Annotated in this window: 13 protein-coding genes; 4 read left to right on the top strand and 9 right to left on the bottom strand. The window is 70.6% G+C overall.

The features are described from left to right. The first annotated feature begins 105 nt into the window (after positions 1-105). The 3 genes from ACFWU9_RS21700 to ACFWU9_RS21690 all read left to right on the top strand — a co-directional run bounded on the left by ACFWU9_RS21700 (position 106) and on the right by ACFWU9_RS21690 (position 2,824). Positions 106-735, top strand: coding sequence for a DUF6230 family protein (locus ACFWU9_RS21700; protein WP_384320762.1), 630 nt, complete (start codon positions 106-108; stop codon positions 733-735). A gap of 117 nt (positions 736-852) precedes the next feature. Continuing rightward, on the top strand, positions 853-1,470 hold the full coding sequence (locus ACFWU9_RS21695; protein WP_384320760.1) for a DUF6114 domain-containing protein: 618 nt from the start codon (positions 853-855) through the stop codon (positions 1,468-1,470). Continuing rightward, the gene (locus ACFWU9_RS21690) at positions 1,460-2,824 is read left to right on the top strand and encodes a hypothetical protein (RefSeq protein WP_384320758.1); all 1,365 of its coding nucleotides are present in this window, start codon (positions 1,460-1,462) and stop codon (positions 2,822-2,824) included. The genes ACFWU9_RS21695 and ACFWU9_RS21690 overlap by 11 nt, the downstream gene beginning before the upstream one ends. A gap of 105 nt (positions 2,825-2,929) precedes the next feature. On the opposite strand, the gene pyk is transcribed toward ACFWU9_RS21690, so the two are convergent. The 3 genes from pyk to pta form a co-directional block, all read right to left on the bottom strand. Further along, complete coding sequence (gene pyk, locus ACFWU9_RS21685; RefSeq protein ID WP_384320756.1) at positions 2,930-4,363, bottom strand: pyruvate kinase; 1,434 nt, start codon at positions 4,361-4,363, stop codon at positions 2,930-2,932. A 74-nt stretch (positions 4,364-4,437) separates the two neighbouring features. Then, positions 4,438-5,649, bottom strand: a complete 1,212-nt coding sequence (locus ACFWU9_RS21680; protein WP_384320754.1) for an acetate kinase — start codon at positions 5,647-5,649, stop codon at positions 4,438-4,440. 55 nt (positions 5,650-5,704) lie between these two features. Beyond that, entirely contained in the window at positions 5,705-7,792 is a 2,088-nt protein-coding gene (pta, locus tag ACFWU9_RS21675) for a phosphate acetyltransferase (protein WP_384320752.1), read from the bottom strand. A 220-nt stretch (positions 7,793-8,012) separates the two neighbouring features. Between pta and ACFWU9_RS21670 the strand changes: the two genes are divergently transcribed. After that, a complete protein-coding gene (locus ACFWU9_RS21670; RefSeq protein WP_384320750.1) occupies positions 8,013-9,038 on the top strand; it encodes an ATP-dependent 6-phosphofructokinase in 1,026 nt (341 codons plus the stop codon). Positions 9,039-9,136: 98 nt separating this feature from the next. Here ACFWU9_RS21670 and ACFWU9_RS21665 read toward each other — a convergent pair whose 3' ends face one another. The 6 genes from ACFWU9_RS21665 to ACFWU9_RS21640 form a co-directional block, all read right to left on the bottom strand. Then, positions 9,137-9,961, bottom strand: coding sequence for a carbohydrate ABC transporter permease (locus ACFWU9_RS21665; RefSeq protein ID WP_384320748.1), 825 nt, complete (start codon positions 9,959-9,961; stop codon positions 9,137-9,139). Then, the gene (locus tag ACFWU9_RS21660) at positions 9,961-10,803 is read right to left on the bottom strand and encodes a carbohydrate ABC transporter permease (RefSeq protein ID WP_384320845.1); all 843 of its coding nucleotides are present in this window, start codon (positions 10,801-10,803) and stop codon (positions 9,961-9,963) included. The genes ACFWU9_RS21665 and ACFWU9_RS21660 overlap by 1 nt, the downstream gene beginning before the upstream one ends. A gap of 190 nt (positions 10,804-10,993) precedes the next feature. Beyond that, positions 10,994-12,346 (bottom strand): ABC transporter substrate-binding protein, encoded by a 1,353-nt coding sequence (locus tag ACFWU9_RS21655; protein WP_384320744.1) that lies wholly within the window; start codon positions 12,344-12,346, stop codon positions 10,994-10,996. Between the two features lie 85 nt (positions 12,347-12,431). Then, positions 12,432-13,328 carry an LLM class flavin-dependent oxidoreductase gene (locus tag ACFWU9_RS21650; protein ID WP_384320741.1) on the bottom strand — a complete coding sequence of 299 codons (897 nt, stop codon included), beginning with the start codon at positions 13,326-13,328 and terminating at the stop codon, positions 12,432-12,434. Positions 13,329-13,436: 108 nt separating this feature from the next. Continuing rightward, the gene (locus tag ACFWU9_RS21645) at positions 13,437-14,141 is read right to left on the bottom strand and encodes a response regulator (RefSeq protein ID WP_384320739.1); all 705 of its coding nucleotides are present in this window, start codon (positions 14,139-14,141) and stop codon (positions 13,437-13,439) included. Next, complete coding sequence (locus ACFWU9_RS21640) at positions 14,138-15,856, bottom strand: ATP-binding protein (RefSeq protein WP_384320737.1); 1,719 nt, start codon at positions 15,854-15,856, stop codon at positions 14,138-14,140. The genes ACFWU9_RS21645 and ACFWU9_RS21640 overlap by 4 nt, the downstream gene beginning before the upstream one ends. Positions 15,857-15,972 lie beyond the last annotated feature (116 nt).

Raw genomic sequence — 15,972 nt, 5'->3', positions numbered from 1 at the left:
GCGTGAACGCACGGACGCTCTCCTTCCCGAGGACGTAGCACTTCTCCCATCCCAGGACGGGCCGAGGCCCGATCCGGAGATGTACGTCCGAGAAGGAGGAAAGTGATGGAGTCCCAAGCACGTGGCGGGACCAGATGGAAGCGGTTCGCCGTCGTCATGGTGCCGAGCGTGGCCGCGACGGCCGCGATAGGTGTCGCTCTCGCACAGGGCGCGCTCGCCGCGTCGTTCAGTGTGTCGGGGCAGAGTTTCAAGGTCTCGGCCGACCAGTTGGTGGGCCAGGACTTCGTTCAGTACGGCAGCCTGGCCGACGGCACCGATCTCAAGGGCAACAAGACCCTGCACCCGGTGGCCGTCTCGGGCTTCAGCTCGGCCACGATCAACAACATGTGCCAGTCGGTGGTCACTCCGGACGTCCCGATATTCGGGAGTGTCAGCCTTGAGCTGCGCGCCGGCCGGGACGCCCAGAAGCCGGTCAAGGCGACCAACCTGTATCTGGACGTCGCCCAGCTCGACGCCGACGCCAAGTTCAAGAACATCGACATCGGTGTGGCGGCCGGCGACACGCGGATCCAGCCGGGGACCGAGGGCAAGGTCAACAAATTCGGCTTCGCACAGCGCGCCGAAGAGGCGACGCTGACCGATGTGAAGCAGACGGCGTGGGCGACCACCGCCGGCACCTTCGAGCTCAGCGGTCTGAGTCTGAAGCTGCACAAGGGCGTCAAGGAGTGCTACTAGATCCTGACCGGGTCTTGAGCACGCCGCCCCCAGGGCGGGCGCGCCCCGTCTGACGCGGTCGCGTCCGCCCACTCCCAAATCTCTCACAGCAACACCGGTACCAGGGAGCTGTTTTCCATGAGCGCCGAGTCTTCGGAGCCCCGCGGCCGATTCACGTACTGGCGGCTGCGCTTCCGCGCCTGGCGGGGTACTCGGCCTTTCTGGGCGGGGCTTCTGACACTCCTCAGCGGAGTGCCGATCGCCTACTTCCCCTATGCCGAACTGAAGTTGGGCCATCTCACACTGACGATGGCCACCACGGCGGGCGCCGGCTCGCTGATCATCGGTGTCCTGCTCGCCACGCTGGGTCTGACGATGTGGTTCCAGAGCATCGTGCGGGTCTTCGCCGGCGTCGCCACGATCCTGCTGGGACTCGTCTCCATCCCCGTGTCCAACATCGGTGGATTCATGATGGGCGCGACGCTCGCCCTCATCGGCGGAGGTCTCTCCATAGCCTGGGCGCCGGGCCGACCGGTGGACCTGGACGACGAGCACGCCGCCGACGTCGGTGACGGCCGGCCGGCCGGGCACGCGGCGGTGCGGCGGCAGACGTTCAAGCCCGGCGGCGGAGCCGTCGATCAGGGGACTCCGGACGGGGGTGGGGACGACCCTTTTCTCCCCGGCCCGCATGACGGGCGCCCGAATCTGACGGACACGACTGCTCATGCCAACGGCGGGAGGAACAGTGCGGGGTGAGGACACGCGGTCGGAGACGGCCGGCGGCGGGCAGGCCCGCGAGAGAAGCGGCCCGCGCCACGCCGCCCCCAGGAAGTCGCTGCTGACGAAGCTCCAGATCCCGGCGGGCAAGGCGTTCGCGCTGGCCGCGATGCCCACGGCGGTCTTCGTCGGGATGGGGCTCACGCCCCGGCTCGCGCTCGCCGACGACACCAAGGACATTCCCTTCGCGCCGGGGCCGTGCGTCACGCGCTCCGACGAACCGCCGGAGGAGTCGGCCTCGCCGTCCGAGAAGCCCTCGGAGAAGCCGTCGGACGGAGCGTCCGAGGACCCGTCGGGGGATTCCACGGACGCGCCGAAGCCGCCGGAGGGCGCCGACGGGGACGACGACGGTCCCGAGCCCTCGCCCGGCGAGACGCCGCCCGCCGCCGATGCCGGCGAGTCCGCCCGGCCCAAGGAGCCCGCGCCCGGTCCGAGCACGTCGGAGTCCAGGGACCCGCTGGACCCGCTGGGTCTGGGAGACGCGCTGGGTGACCTTCTCGGCGTACCGGACAAGGAGAAGGACGAGCCGGCCGGCACGTCGACCGGGAAGCCCGGTGCCGGAGATCCGGCCGACTCGGACGCGGACGCGGACTCGGGGACCGACGGTGGGTCGGGGTCCGGCACGTCCGACAGCGACACACCGGATTCGGGATCGGATTCCGGTGCGGGCAAGGCCGACGACGACAGCGAGAACAGCGACGGGGACAGCGCCGCCGACCGCACCGAGGACGCCATCAGGGACGCCGCCGACAAGGCCGGCGCGAAGGTCGAGGAGCTGGACGAGGACGCCAAGGGCCTGGAGGCCCGTAAGGACGACGACATCCCCGAGGGCGCCGACGGCAAGCCGCGTTTCCCCTGCCCCGAGGCCGACCCGGAGGCGCTGGCCGCCGCCGAACTGGAGCCCGGCATCCCGCTGTTGCCGGACGACCCGTGGAAGCTGGAGAGCACCAAGCTCACGCTGCGGGGTCTGGACTACCACGGCATCGTCGAGGTGAAGACCGGCAGCGGAAAGATCAAGAAGGCGCTGAAGTTCACGGCCTCGGAGGTGGACATCAAGGACCTGCACCAGAAGGTCGTCTACCCCGAGGGCCGCACGGCGCACGTGGCGAGCAGGCCGGACTCGACGTCGACCATCCGCGACGGGCAGGTCACCATGTACACCGAGCAGTTGAAGGGCAATCTGTTCGGGCTGATCCCGATCGTGTTCAGCCCCGAGACCCCGCCGCCGCTCAACGTCCCGTTCGCCTTCTTCACCGAGGTCGAGGTCCTTCAGGCGGGCCAGTTCGGCGGCACACTCACCGTGCCGGGCCTCTCGAACTACATCACCGACTAGGGCGCGCCGGGAAGACGGCCCCGTTCCCCCCACGCATGACGACGGGCCGCACAGCTGACTGTGCGGCCCGCTCCGCGGCCGGTGTCACGGCCCTGGACGGGTGGTTCAGTCCTGGACGCGGGTGTCTCCCAGACGGTGCACACGGACCATGTTCGTGGTGCCGGGGACGCCGGGCGGGGAGCCGGCCGTGATGATCATCGTGTCCGACTCGTGGTAGCGCTGGAGCTTCAGCAGCTCCGCGTCCACGAGATCGACCATCGCGTCCGTGGTGTTCACATGCGGTACGACGAAGGACTCGACGCCCCAGCTCAGCGAGAGCTGGTTCCGGGTCGCGGGGTCCGAGGTGAAGGCGAGGATCGGCTGAAGGGTGCGGTAGCGCGAGAGCCGGCGGGCGGTGTCTCCGGACTGGGTGAAGGCGACCAGCGCCTTGCCGTCCAGGAAGTCCGCGATCTCGCACGCCGCGCGGGCGACCGAACCGCCCTGCGTACGGGGCTTCTTGCCCGCCACGAGCGGCTGGAGGCCCTTGGAGAGCAGCTCGGTCTCGGCCGCGACGACGATCTTCGACATCGTCTTGACCGTCTCGACCGGATAGGCGCCGACGGAGGACTCCGCCGACAGCATGACCGCGTCGGCCCCGTCGAGGATCGCGTTCGCCACGTCCGACGCCTCGGCGCGCGTGGGGCGGGAGTTGGTGATCATCGACTCCATCATCTGGGTCGCCACGATCACCGGCTTGGCGTTGCGGCGGCACAGCTCGATGAGGCGCTTCTGCACCATCGGGACCTTTTCGAGCGGGTACTCGACCGCCAGGTCGCCACGGGCCACCATGACGCTGTCGAACGCGGCGACGACAGCCTCCATGTTGGCGACGGCCTGCGGCTTCTCGACCTTCGCGATGACGGGGACCCGGCGGCCCTCCTCGTCCATGATCTTGTGCACGTCGTTGATGTCGTCCGCGTCGCGCACGAAGGACAGCGCGATCATGTCGCAGCCCATCCGCAGCGCGAAGCGCAGGTCGTCGACGTCCTTCTCGGACAGGGCCGGCACATTGACCGCCGTACCCGGCAGGTTGATGCCCTTGTGGTCGGAGATGACCCCACCCTCGACGACCAGCGACTTGACCCTCGGGCCGTCGACGTCGGTCACCCGCAGCTCGACGTTGCCGTCGTTGATCAGGATCTGGTCGCCCTTGGCGACGTCACCCGGCAGGCCCTTGTAGGTGGTGCCGCAGATGCCCTTGTCGCCCGGGACATCCTCGGTGGTGATGATGAACTCGTCACCGCGCTCCAGTTCGACGGGACCCTCGGCGAAGGTCTCCAGACGGATCTTCGGGCCCTGGAGGTCGACGAGCACGCCCACGGCCCGGCCGGTGGCCTCGGCCGCCTTCCGGACGCGGTGGTAACGCTCCTCGTGCTCGGGATGGGACCCGTGGCTCATATTCAGTCGGGCCACGTTCATACCGGCCTCGATGAGCGCTTTCAGCTGCTCGTAGGAGTCGACGGCGGGGCCAAGTGTGCAGACAATTTTGGAACGGCGCATAGGGCGGATCCTATCGGTTTGTTTCAGCACGGAATATTCCGGCTGGCGGAAAGTACAAATGGGCGGGGTGGCGCTCAGGCGTCGACCAGATCGAAGGTCTGGCGGGCGATCTCCATTTCCTCATCCGTCGGTACGACGGCGACGGCGACGCGCGCGTGGTCCGGCGATACGAGACGCGGCTCGCCGGACCGTACGGCGTTGAGCTCCGCGTCCACGACCAGCCCCAACTCACCGAGACCGGCGATCGCGGCCTCCCGCACCGGCGCCGCGTTCTCCCCGACGCCGGCGGTGAACACCACCGCGTCCACCCGGCCGAGCACCGCGTAATAGGCGCCGATGTATTTCCTCAGCCGGTGGATGTAGATGTCGAAGGCCAGCCGGGCGCGTTCGTCGCCCTCGTCGACCCGCCGGCGGATCTCCCGCATGTCGTTGTCGCCGCAGAGCCCCATCAGCCCGCTCCTCTTGTTGAGCAGCGCGTCGATCTCGTCGGTGTCCATTCCGGCGACCCGCTCCAGATGGAAGACCACCGCCGGATCGATGTCTCCCGAGCGCGTACCCATGACCAGCCCCTCCAAGGGGGTCAGTCCCATCGAGGTGTCCACACAGCGCCCGCCCGCGACCGCCGACGCCGACGCCCCGTTGCCCAGGTGCAGCACGATCAGATTCAGCTCCTCCGGCGCCCGGCCCAGCAGCTGGGCCGCGCGCCGGGAGACGTACGCGTGCGACGTGCCGTGGAACCCGTAGCGCCGGATCCGGTGCGCGTCGGCCGTCTCGACGTCGATCGCGTAACGCGCCGCGTGCTCCGGCATCGTCGTGTGGAACGCGGTGTCGAAGACCGCGACCTGCGGCAGATCGGGGCGCAGCGCCCGCGCCGTTCTGATGCCGGTGATGTTCGCCGGGTTGTGCAGGGGCGCCACCGGCACCAGCCGCTCGATCTCCGCGAGCACGGCGTCGTCGATCACCGTGGGGGCGCTGAACTCCAGCCCGCCGTGCACCACGCGGTGGCCGATCGCCGCCAGTTCGGGGGAGTCGAGGCCGACGCCGTCCTGGGCCAGTTCCCGGGCGACGGCCCGCAGCGCCTCCTCGTGGTCGGCGATCCGCTCCGTACGCTCGCGCCTCGCGGCGCCCTCGCCCGACGGGGTGTGCACCAGGCGCGACGCGCCCTCGCCGATGCGCTCGACGAGGCCGACGGCCAGCCGGGTGGAGTCGCGCATGTCCAGCAGCTGGTACTTCACCGACGAGGAGCCGGAGTTGAGTACGAGGACTCGGGTGGCCTGCGAGGTCACGGGCGGGACGCCTTTCGGAGAGGGAGCGGTGTGCGGGAGCGGCGCGGACGCGCGCTCACGCGTCGCCGCCCTGCGCCTGGACGGCCGTGATGGCGACCGTGTTCACGATGTCCTGGACGAGGGCGCCGCGCGACAGGTCGTTCACCGGCTTGCGCAGCCCCTGCATCACCGGGCCCACCGCCACCGCGCCCGCCGAACGCTGCACGGCCTTGTACGTGTTGTTGCCGGTGTTCAGGTCCGGGAAGATCAGCACCGTCGCGCGCCCCGCCACCTCCGAGTCCGGCAGCTTCGTCGCGGCGACGCTCGGCTCCACGGCGGCGTCGTACTGGATCGGTCCCTCGATCCTCAGTTCGGGCCGTGCCGCGCGCACCAGCCTCGTCGCCTCGCGCACCTTGTCGACGTCCGCGCCGGAGCCGGAGGTCCCCGTCGAGTACGACAGCATCGCGATCCGGGGCTCCACCCCGAACCTGGCTGCGGTCGCGGCGGCCTGCACCGCGATGTCCGCGAGCTGCCGGGCGTCCGGGTCGGGGATGACCGCGCAGTCGCCGTAGACCAGCACCTTGTCCGCCAGGCACATGAAGAAGACCGAGGAGACGCTCGACGTCGCGGTCGGTGTCTCCACCGCCTTGATGATCTCGAACGCCGGGCGGATCGTGGCCGCCGTCGAGTGGACGGACCCCGAGACCATGCCGTCGGCCAGGCCCGCGTCGACCATCAGGGTGCCGAAGTAGTTCACGTCGGCGACCACGTCGTACGCCAGCTCCACCGTCACTCCCCGGTGCGCGCGCAGCTCCGCGTACCGCACGGCGAACCGCTGCCGCAGCTCGTCCGTCGCCGGGTCGATCAGCTGGGTGCCCGCCAGGTCGATGCCGAGATCGGCGGCCTTCTTGCCGATGACGTCGACGTCCCCGAGGAGGGTGAGGTCGCAGACGTCGCGGCGCAACAGAACATCGGCCGCGCGCAGCACCCGGTCCTCCGTGCCCTCCGGCAGGACCACCCGGCGCCGTACGGCACGGGCCTGCTCCAGCAGGTCGTGCTCGAACATCATCGGCGTCACCCGGGAGCTGCGCACCACCGACATCCGTGCCAGCAGATCGCCCGTGTCCACGTACCGCTCGAAGAGCCCCAGCGCCGTCTCCGCCTTGCGCGGTGTGTCGGCGTTCAACTTCCCTTCCAGCGCGAAGAGTTCACCCGCCGTCGGAAAGGATCCCGCGACCACCGAGACGACGGGTGTGCCGGGGGCCAGTTTCGAGGCGAGGGTGAGCACCGAGTCGGCCGGCCGCTCGTTCAGGGTCAGCAGCACGCCCGCGATGGGCGGCGTCCCGGCCGAGTGCGCGGCGAGCGCGCCGACCACCAGGTCCGCCCGGTCGCCCGGTGTCACCAGCAGACAGCCCGGCGTCAGCGCGTTCAGCATGTTCGGCAGCATCGCCCCGCCGAAGACGAAGTCGAGCGCGTCGCGCGCCAGCCCCGCCTCGTCCCCGAGCAGCACCGTGCCGCCGAGGGCGCGGGTGATCTGCGCGACGGTCGGGGCGGCCAGCGCCGCCTCGTCGGGGAGCGTGTAGCAGGGCACCGGCAGCTGCTCCCCGAGCTGCGCGTCGATCGCGTCGCGGTCCTCGGGGGCGACCCGGTTCACGACCATCGCGAGGATGTCGCAGCCCAGCACGGCGTACGCCCGGTGGGCGTTGCGCGCCTCTGCCTGGACGGAGTCGGCGGGCTGGCCCTTCCCGCCGACCACCGGTATGACCGAGGCGCCGAACTCGTTCGCCAGCCGCGCGTTGAGCGCCAGCTCGTCGGGGAGCTGGGTGTCGGCGAAGTCGGTGCCGAGGACGAGGACCACCTCGTAGTCCCGGGCGACCTCGTGGAAGCGCCGCACGAGCTGCTGGACCAGCTCGTCCGTACCGCCGTCGGCCTGGATCGCGGCGGCCTCCGCGTACCCGAGGCCGTAACCCGACGCGGGGTCCTGGGAGAGGCGGTAGCGGGCGCGCAGCAGATCGAAGAGGCGGTCGGGGCCGTTCGCGTGGACCAGCGGGCGGAAGACGCCCACCCGGTCCACCTGGCGGGTCAGAACCTCCATGACCCCCAGCTCGACGACCTGGCGGCCGTCTCCCCGGTCGATCCCGGTCACGTACACGCTGCGTGTCACGCGCGCTCTCCTGTTCGACGAAGATGGTGGAGGTGGTGCGGACCGGCAGCGGTGGGGAGCGAGGAAATTCCTGTTTCTGCCGTTAGGCCCGTTAGGGTGGCACAGCCCTCTTGACAATACCTTTGGGGGTGGGTACGGCGCCTCCGAGACAGGACCTGGGTGGGCCACGTGGCCCGGCCCGCACCGGAACACATCCTCAGCGAGCAGGAGACACAGCGCGATGCGTATCGGAGTTCTCACCGCAGGCGGCGACTGTCCCGGCCTGAACGCCGTGATCCGTTCGGTCGTCCACCGCGCCGTGACCGGGCACGGGGACGAGGTCATCGGCTTCGAGGACGGCTTCAAGGGGCTGCTCGACGGCCACTTCCGTCCCCTGGACCTCGACTCCGTCAGCGGCATCCTGGCGCGCGGCGGCACGATCCTCGGCTCGGCCAGGCTGGAGCGCGGGCGGCTGCGGGAAGCCGCCGAGAGCGCGGACGAGCTGGGCCGTGAGTACGGCATCGACGCGCTCATCCCGATCGGCGGCGAGGGCACGCTCACGGCGGCCCGGATGCTCTCCGACGCGGGGATGCCCGTGGTGGGCGTGCCGAAGACGATCGACAACGACATCTCCTCCACCGACCGCACCTTCGGCTTCGACACGGCCGTGATGGTCGCGACGGAGGCCATCGACCGGCTGAAGACCACGGCCGAGTCGCACCAGCGGGTGATGGTCGTCGAGGTCATGGGCCGGCACGCCGGCTGGATCGCGCTGGAGTCGGGCATGGCGGGCGGCGCGCACGGCATCTGTCTGCCGGAGCGGCCCTTCGAGGTCGACAGCATCGTGAAGATGGTCGAGGAGCGGTTCGCGCGCGGGAAGAAGTTCGCGGTCATCTGCGTCGCCGAGGGCGCGCACCCGGCGGAGGGCTCGATGCACTACGTGAAGGGCGAGATCGACCAGTTCGGCCACGAACGCTTCCAGGGCATCGGCAACCGCCTCGCGGGCGAGCTGGAGCGGCGCATGGGCAAGGAGGCCAGGCCGGTCATCCTCGGACATGTGCAGCGCGGGGGCACGCCGACGGCGTACGACCGGGTGCTGGCGACGCGCTTCGGCTGGCACGCGGTGGAGGCGGTGCACAACGGCGAGTTCGGCAAGATGACGGCGCTGCACGGGACGTCGGTGGCGATGGTGCCCCTGGCGGAGGCGGTCACCCGCCTCAAGACGGTCCCGGAGAACCGGATGTTCGAGGCGGAGTCGGTCTTCTAGGGCGGGTCCGCGGCGCCCTTCGCGCGCGGGGCGGGGTGCGCGGTGCCGGGGGAGCGCGATCACCAGGCGCCCCGGGCTCCCCGCCCCGGGCGCCGCCTCTAGCCCTTCACCGCGCCGCCGAGTGCGAAGCCCCCTCCCAGCCGGCGGGAGATCAGGATGTAGAGCAGCAGCACCGGCGTGGAGTACAGGATCGAGAACGCCGCGAGCTGCCCGTAGATCACCGAGCCGTAGTTGCCGAAGAACGTGAAGATCGAGACCGATGCCGGGAGTTGGTCGGGGGTGAGCAGCAGCATGAAGGGGACGAAGAAGTTCCCCCAGAGCTGGATGAACGTGTAGATCATCACGACCGTCATGCCCGGCCCCATCAGCGGCAGCACGATCCGGGTCAGCGTCTGGAGCATCGACGCCCCGTCCGTCCACGCCGCCTCCTCCAGGACGGTCGGCACCCCGTCCATGAAGTTCTTCATCAGCCAGATGGAGAAGGGGAGTTGGGAGGTGGCGAGGAAGAGCGCCGTGCCGTACATCGTGTCGACCAGATTGACCTGGACGAAGAGGCCGTACACCGGGACCATGATCGCGGTGATCGGCAGACACGTCGTGAACAGGATGGTCAGCAGATACGGGCGGCTGAACCGCGACCGGTAGCGGGAGAGCGGGTACGCCGCCAGCGCCGCGCACACCACCGTCAGCAGGGTGGCGCTGCCGCACAGCAGCAGGCTGTTGAGCATCGGCGTGAAGGTGATCTCGTCGGTGAGGACGGCGCTGAAGTTCTCCGTCGTCGGCGACGACGGCAGCCGTACCCGCAGATCCGCCTCCGCGTCGAGCGAGGACAGCACCAGCCACAGCAGCGGCAGCAGGAAGGCCGCGGCCACCACGACCAGGGCGGCGTCCGAGGCGAGCCGGACGCGAGTGGCGCGCTTCATCACACCTCCACCTTCAGCAGGCGTATGTAGACGATCGAGAACAGCGCGCCCACCAGAAGCAGCAGCAGCGCCACCGCCGTGCCGTAACCGATCAGGCTCTTGAGGAACGCCTGGTCGTACATGAACACCGGCAGGGTCTGGCTGCGGTTGCCCGGCCCGCCGCGGGTCATCGCCCAGATCAGTCCGAAGACCGAGAGCGTGGAGAGGGTGTTGAGCATCAGATTGGTGCCGATGGAACGACGGATCATCGGCAGCGTGATGTGCCACAGCCTGCGCACCCCGTTCGCGCCGTCGACCTCCGCGGCCTCGGTGATGTCCTTCGGGATCTCGGAGAGCGCGGCGGAGTAGATCAGCATGGAGAACGCCGTGCCGCGCCAGACGTTGGCGAACGACACCGCCAGGATCGGCAGGGTGAACAGCCAGTTCTGGGACGGCAGATGGAGCCAGTCCAGGATCGCGTTGAGCGTCCCCTCGCGGCGGAAGAACGCGTACAGCAGAAACGCCGCGACGATCTCCGGCAGCACCCACGCCGCGATCACGACCGCGCCCGTCACGGTGCGCACCGGCCGGGACGCGGCGCGCATCAGGCCGGCCAGCGCCAGCCCGATCGTGTTCTGGCCGACGATCGAGGACACGAAGGTGAAGACGAGCGTCAGCCAGACCGCGTTACGGAAGTTGTCGTCCGCGAAGGCCCGGCGGAAGTTGTCCAGGCCCACGAAGTCCGATGTCGAGGAGCCGGTCAACTGCGTGTTGGTGAAGGCGATCCAGACGCAGTAGCCGATCGGGCCGGCGAGGAAGAGGAGCAGCAGCACCGTCGCCGGGGCCAGCGGCAGCCAGCGCAACGGCCGCGCCCCGCGGCCGCCGCGAGGCTCACGGCCCTTGCGGCCGCCCCGGTCCGGGCGCTTGTCGAGCGGCACGGCGGGCCCGCCCGCGCCGCCCGGCAGTTCGCCGACCGCCCCGCCGTCCGTGGCGCCCACCGTGCTCACGGCGCCGACTCCGTCACCGCCGACGCGCCCGCCGTGTGTGCGGTGCTCACTTCTCGACCACCGCGCCGTCGGCGATGGTCTTCAACTGCTCGTCGTACGCCTTGGCCGCCTCGGCCGCGGACGAGTCCCCCGTCGTCACCGACTCCATCGCCTCGCCGATGGCGGACGACACCTGGGGGTAGACCGGCAGCGCGGGCCGGTAGTTGGTGACCTCGACGAGCTTGGTGAAGAAGTCGATACCGGGCATCGACTTCAGATACCTCGGATCGGCCGCCACATCCTTACGGACGGCGATCTGCGCGCCGACGACGTCCCACTCGACGGCGTTCTCCTTCGTCTGCTGCGTCTTGATGAACTCGAAGGCGAGATCCGGGTTCTGGGCCTTCTGCGGAATCGACCAGGCCCAGCCGCCGGACATCGACACGCTGCCCGGCTCCTGCCCGTTCTGCGTCGGCATCGGTGCCTGGGCCAGCTCCGTGGACCACTCGGGCCACTCCTTGGGGCCCTTGTTGATCCAGTTCTGCCCCATCCAGGACCCGTCGAGGGAGATCGCCAGCTTCCCCTCCGGGAAGAACTCCGTGGCGACGCGCGTGCCGATGTTGGGGTCCAGCGCGTCGGAGACGTCGGGCCCGAGCTTCTCCGAGTACACCGTCCTCACGAAGTCGAGCGCGTCCACGAAGCCCTTGGTGCCCGCCACCCACTTCTTCGACGCCGGGTCGTAGAGCGGGTCCGCGCCCGTGCCGTACAGCAGCATCTCGAAGCCCTGCATCACCGCGGCCTCGCCGGGGCCCTTGCCGGTGTAGACGTTCAGCGGGATGGCGTCCGGGACCTCGCGCTTGACCGTGCGCGCCGCGTCCAGGACCTCGGCCCAGTTCTTGGGCTGCCAGTCGGCGGGCAGCCCCGCCTCGGCGAAGATCTTCTTGTTGAACCAGAGGCCGCGGGTGTCGGTGCCGTCCGGTACGCCGTACGTCTTGCCGTCCTCCGCCTTGGCGGCCGACTTCGCCGTCTCGACGAACTGGTCCCAGGCGTCCCACTTGTTCAGATACTCGTCCAACGGGCGCAGATAGCCGGCCTTGATGTCGGAGTTGATCCGGAAGGTGTCCTCGTAGACCAGGTCGGGCGCGGTCTTCGGGGAGCGCATCATCTGCTGCGCCTTGGTGGCGTAGTCGTTGTCGGGGGCCTGGATCGGTATCAGTTCGACCTTCTTGCCGGGATTGGCCTTCTCGAACTGCTTCTTCACGGACTGGAGATAGTTGTCCTTGAAGCGGATCTTGTTGTCCGTCGATCTGTTGTAGGCCACCTTGATGGTGTCCGGATCACTGCCGGACCCGCCGCCGCACGCGGTGAGCGTGCCGGCGGCCAGGACCGTGACGAGGATCAGTGGGGCGGTGGGGCGCACGGGCACGACCTCCTCTTTTAGCCGCGATGGGCTGCCCGGCGACCGTAGGACCGGGTCAATCTGAAGGTCAATCCCCGTGCACCGCTCACTCCGTACGGGGCACCAGCGGGCGGACCTCGGCGGCCGTGAAACGTACGAAGCCCTCCGGGTCCGGTTCGTCGGCGGTCGGCTGGAGCACCACGGTGTCCGCGCCGGCCTCCGCGAGCGCCCGTACGGCCCCGGCGACGGCCTCGGCCGGCCCCGCGATTCCGTACGGTCCCTCCGGTCCCCAGGTGTCGCCCAGGGCGTCCAGCTCGGCCCGCAGCCGCGCTTCCGCGTCCGGGCCGGTCGCCGTGTGGAGATAGACCACGACGGGGTGGTCCCCGGTACGCCCGGCCGACTCCCGCCCCTGCGCGATGAGTTGGCGGGAGCGCCGTACGGCGTCGGGCGAGGTGCCGCCCGTCAGGATGGTGCCGTCGGCCGCCTCGCCCGTCAGACGCATCGTGCGCGGGCCGGTGGCGCCGGCGTACACGGCGGGCGGCGCGGGGGTGGTGGACGGCGGCCAGTCGAGGGCGACGGCGTCCAGCTTCACGTAACGCCCGTCGGTGGTCACCCGCTCGCCGGCCAGCAGCGCGCGCAGCGCCACGAGGTGCTCACGCAGCAGCGTCACGGGAGACTCGACGCGCGAACCGGTCTGTCCCATCCAGTCCTGGACACCGTGGCCGATCCCGAGCAGGGCGCGCCCCGGGAAGAGCCGGTGCAGGGTCGCGGCCTCCATGGCCGTCAGGGCGACGTTGCGCAGGGGTACGGGGAGCAGCCCGACGCCGACGCGCAGCCGCTCGGTCCAGGCGAGGGCGGCGGCGATGGTGGCGATCCCGCTCTCCAGGAAGCAGTCCTCCCAGAGCCACAGCTCGTCCAGACCGGCGTCGTCCGCGGTGCGGGCGATGTCGCGGAGTCGTTCGGGGGGCAGTTGGGGGCGGAACACGGCGCCGAGAACAGTCATGACCGCATTGTTCACCGGTGTGCGCGGCGCCCACCAGCGGGCCTCCGGGCCACCTGCCGTCGCGCGGCCGGGCTCCCGGTCCACCGGCCGCCCGGTCCACCGCCCCGCCTATCGGGCGGAGACGATCCAGCGGTACTGGAGCTCCGGGCGCCCGATCTGACCGTACTGGGGGCTGCGGTCCGCCTGCCCCGCGACCACCAGATGCTCCAGATAGCGCCGCGCGGTGATCCGGGAGATACCGAGCCCGGCGGCAGCCTCCGTGGCGGTCAGCCCCTCCGGCGCGTCGCGCAGCGCCCGCGTCACCGACTCCAGTGTCGGACCGCTGAGCCCCTTCGGCAGCGAGGCGGGCTGCGGCGCCCGCAGCGCGCCGAGGGCCCGGTCCACCTCGTCCTGGCCACTGGCCTCGCCGGCGGCGGCCCGGAACTCGGCGTAACGGCTCAGCCGGTCCCGGAGCGTGGCGAAGGCGAAGGGCTTCAGCACGTACTGCACGACGCCCAGCGACACCCCTTCCCGTACGACGGCGAGATCGCGCGCCGACGTGACGGCGATGACGTCCGCGTGGTGGCCGACTGCCCGCAGACTGCGCAGCAGTTGGAGCCCGTGGCCGTCCGGCAGATAGAGGTCGAGGAGGATCAGGTCGACGTCCGTACGCTCCAGCGCGCGGCCGGCCTCGACCCGGGAGTGCGCGACCCCGGCCACCTCGAAGCCGGGCACGCGGCCCACGTACAGCTGGTGGGCGTCGGCGGCGACGGGGTCGTCCTCGACGACGAGTACGCGGATGGGGCGCGGGGCGCCGTCGCCGGTCCCGGTCATGATCCGCCCTTCTTCCCGCCGTCGGCCGTGGCACCGGCCATTGGCCCCGCAGCACCGGCATCCGTATCCGTCGTCACACTGGCGCCCGCGCCGGCACTCGCGCCGGGTCCCGCACCCGGGCGCGCGAGCGCCCCGTCCCGCTCGCCCAGCGGCAGCCGTACGGTGAACTCCGCCCCGCCGTCCCGCCCCGGCGAAAGCTCCACCGTGCCGCGCGCCCGGTGCACCGCCTGGCGTACGAGTGCCAGGCCGAGCCCGCGCCCCGCGCCCCTGGTCGACCAGCCGCGCCGGAACACCTCCTCGATGTCACCGGGCGCCACGCCCGGCCCCGTGTCCCGTACCCGCAGCAACAGCTCCCCGTTCTCGACCAGCGCCGTGACCGTGACCCGCGCGCCGTCCGTGCCCTGCGCCGCGTCCACCCCGTTGTCGATCAGATTGCCGAGCATGGTCACCAGATCGCGGGCGGCCAGCGACGGCGGCAGCACCCCGTCGTCGATCCGGCTGTCCTCGGCGAGCACCAGCTCCACACCGCGTTCGTTCGCCTGCGCCGCCTTGCCCAGCAGCAGCGCCGCCAGGACCGGCTCGGCCACCGCGCCGACCACCCGGTCCGTGAGCACCTGCGCCAGCTCCAGCTCCGCGGTGGCGAACTCCACCGCCTCGTCCACACGCCCCATCTCGATCAGCGACACCACCGTGTGCAACCGGTTCGCCGCCTCGTGCGCCTGCGAGCGAAGGGCGTGCGTGAAGCCGCGCTCGGAGTCCAACTCGCCCGACAGTGCCTGGATTTCGGTGTGGTCGCGGAGCGTGGCGACCGTACCGCGCCGCTCGCCGCCGATCACCGGACGGGTGCTGACGACGACGATCCGCTCGGCGGTCATATGGACCTCGTCCACGCGCGGCTCCGACGCCAGAAGCGCCCCGACGAGCGGGGCGGGCAGCCCGAGCTCGTCGATGTTGCGGCCCACCGCGCCGTCGTCCAGGCCGAGGAGTTCCTGCCCGCCGTCGTTGATCAGCGCGATCCTGCGCCGGCCGTCGAGCATGAGCAGCCCCTCGCGCACGGCGTGCAGCGCGGCCTCGTGGTAGTCGTGCATCCGGCTCAGCTCGGCCGCGTTCATGCCGTGGGTGTGCCGGCGCAGCCGCGCGTTGATCACATACGTGCCCACACCGCCCAGCGCGAGCGCGCCCCCGGCCGCCAGCGCCAGGACCTGCACCTGCTCCTCCAGCTGGCTGGAGATCCGGTCGACGGTGATACCGACACTGATCAGCCCGGTGATCCGCCCGTCGTCCTTGACCGGGGTCACCGCCCTGGTCGAGGGGCCGAGCGTCCCCGTATAGGTCTCGGTGAAGGTCTTGCCGAGCAGCGCGGGCTCCGTCGTGCCGATGAAGGGCAGCCCTATCAGCTGGGGATCCGGATGCGTCCAGCGCGTCCCGTCCGGCTGCATGATCGTGACGAAGTCGACGCCCGTGTCGACCCGCACCCGCTCCGCGTAGGGCTGGAGCGTGGCCGACGGGTCGTCGGACCTGATGGCCTCCCGTACGGACGGGGAGTCGGCCATCGCCCGCGCCGTCGCCGTCACCTGGCGCTTCGCGGTCTCCTCGGCCTGTGCCCGGTCGGTGAAGTACGCGAACAGCGCACATCCGGCCACGACGGCCGCGACCAGCACGACCTGCATCGCGAAGAGCTGGCCCGCGAGGCTGCGGGGACGGGGTAGCTGCATGTCGCAAGTCTGCCTGGCCGAAATCGTATGAACGAAATGCACGTAAGGGTGACCGGGGTCACAGCCTGGTGGATAGTCGCCGGGACCCCCTCGGGACGGGAGGGTCACGCAGGGAC

The organism is Streptomyces sp. NPDC058653, from assembly GCF_042716895.1.
Lineage (GTDB): Bacteria > Actinomycetota > Actinomycetes > Streptomycetales > Streptomycetaceae > Streptomyces.
This window is presented reverse-complemented; position numbering and strand designations above follow the sequence as displayed.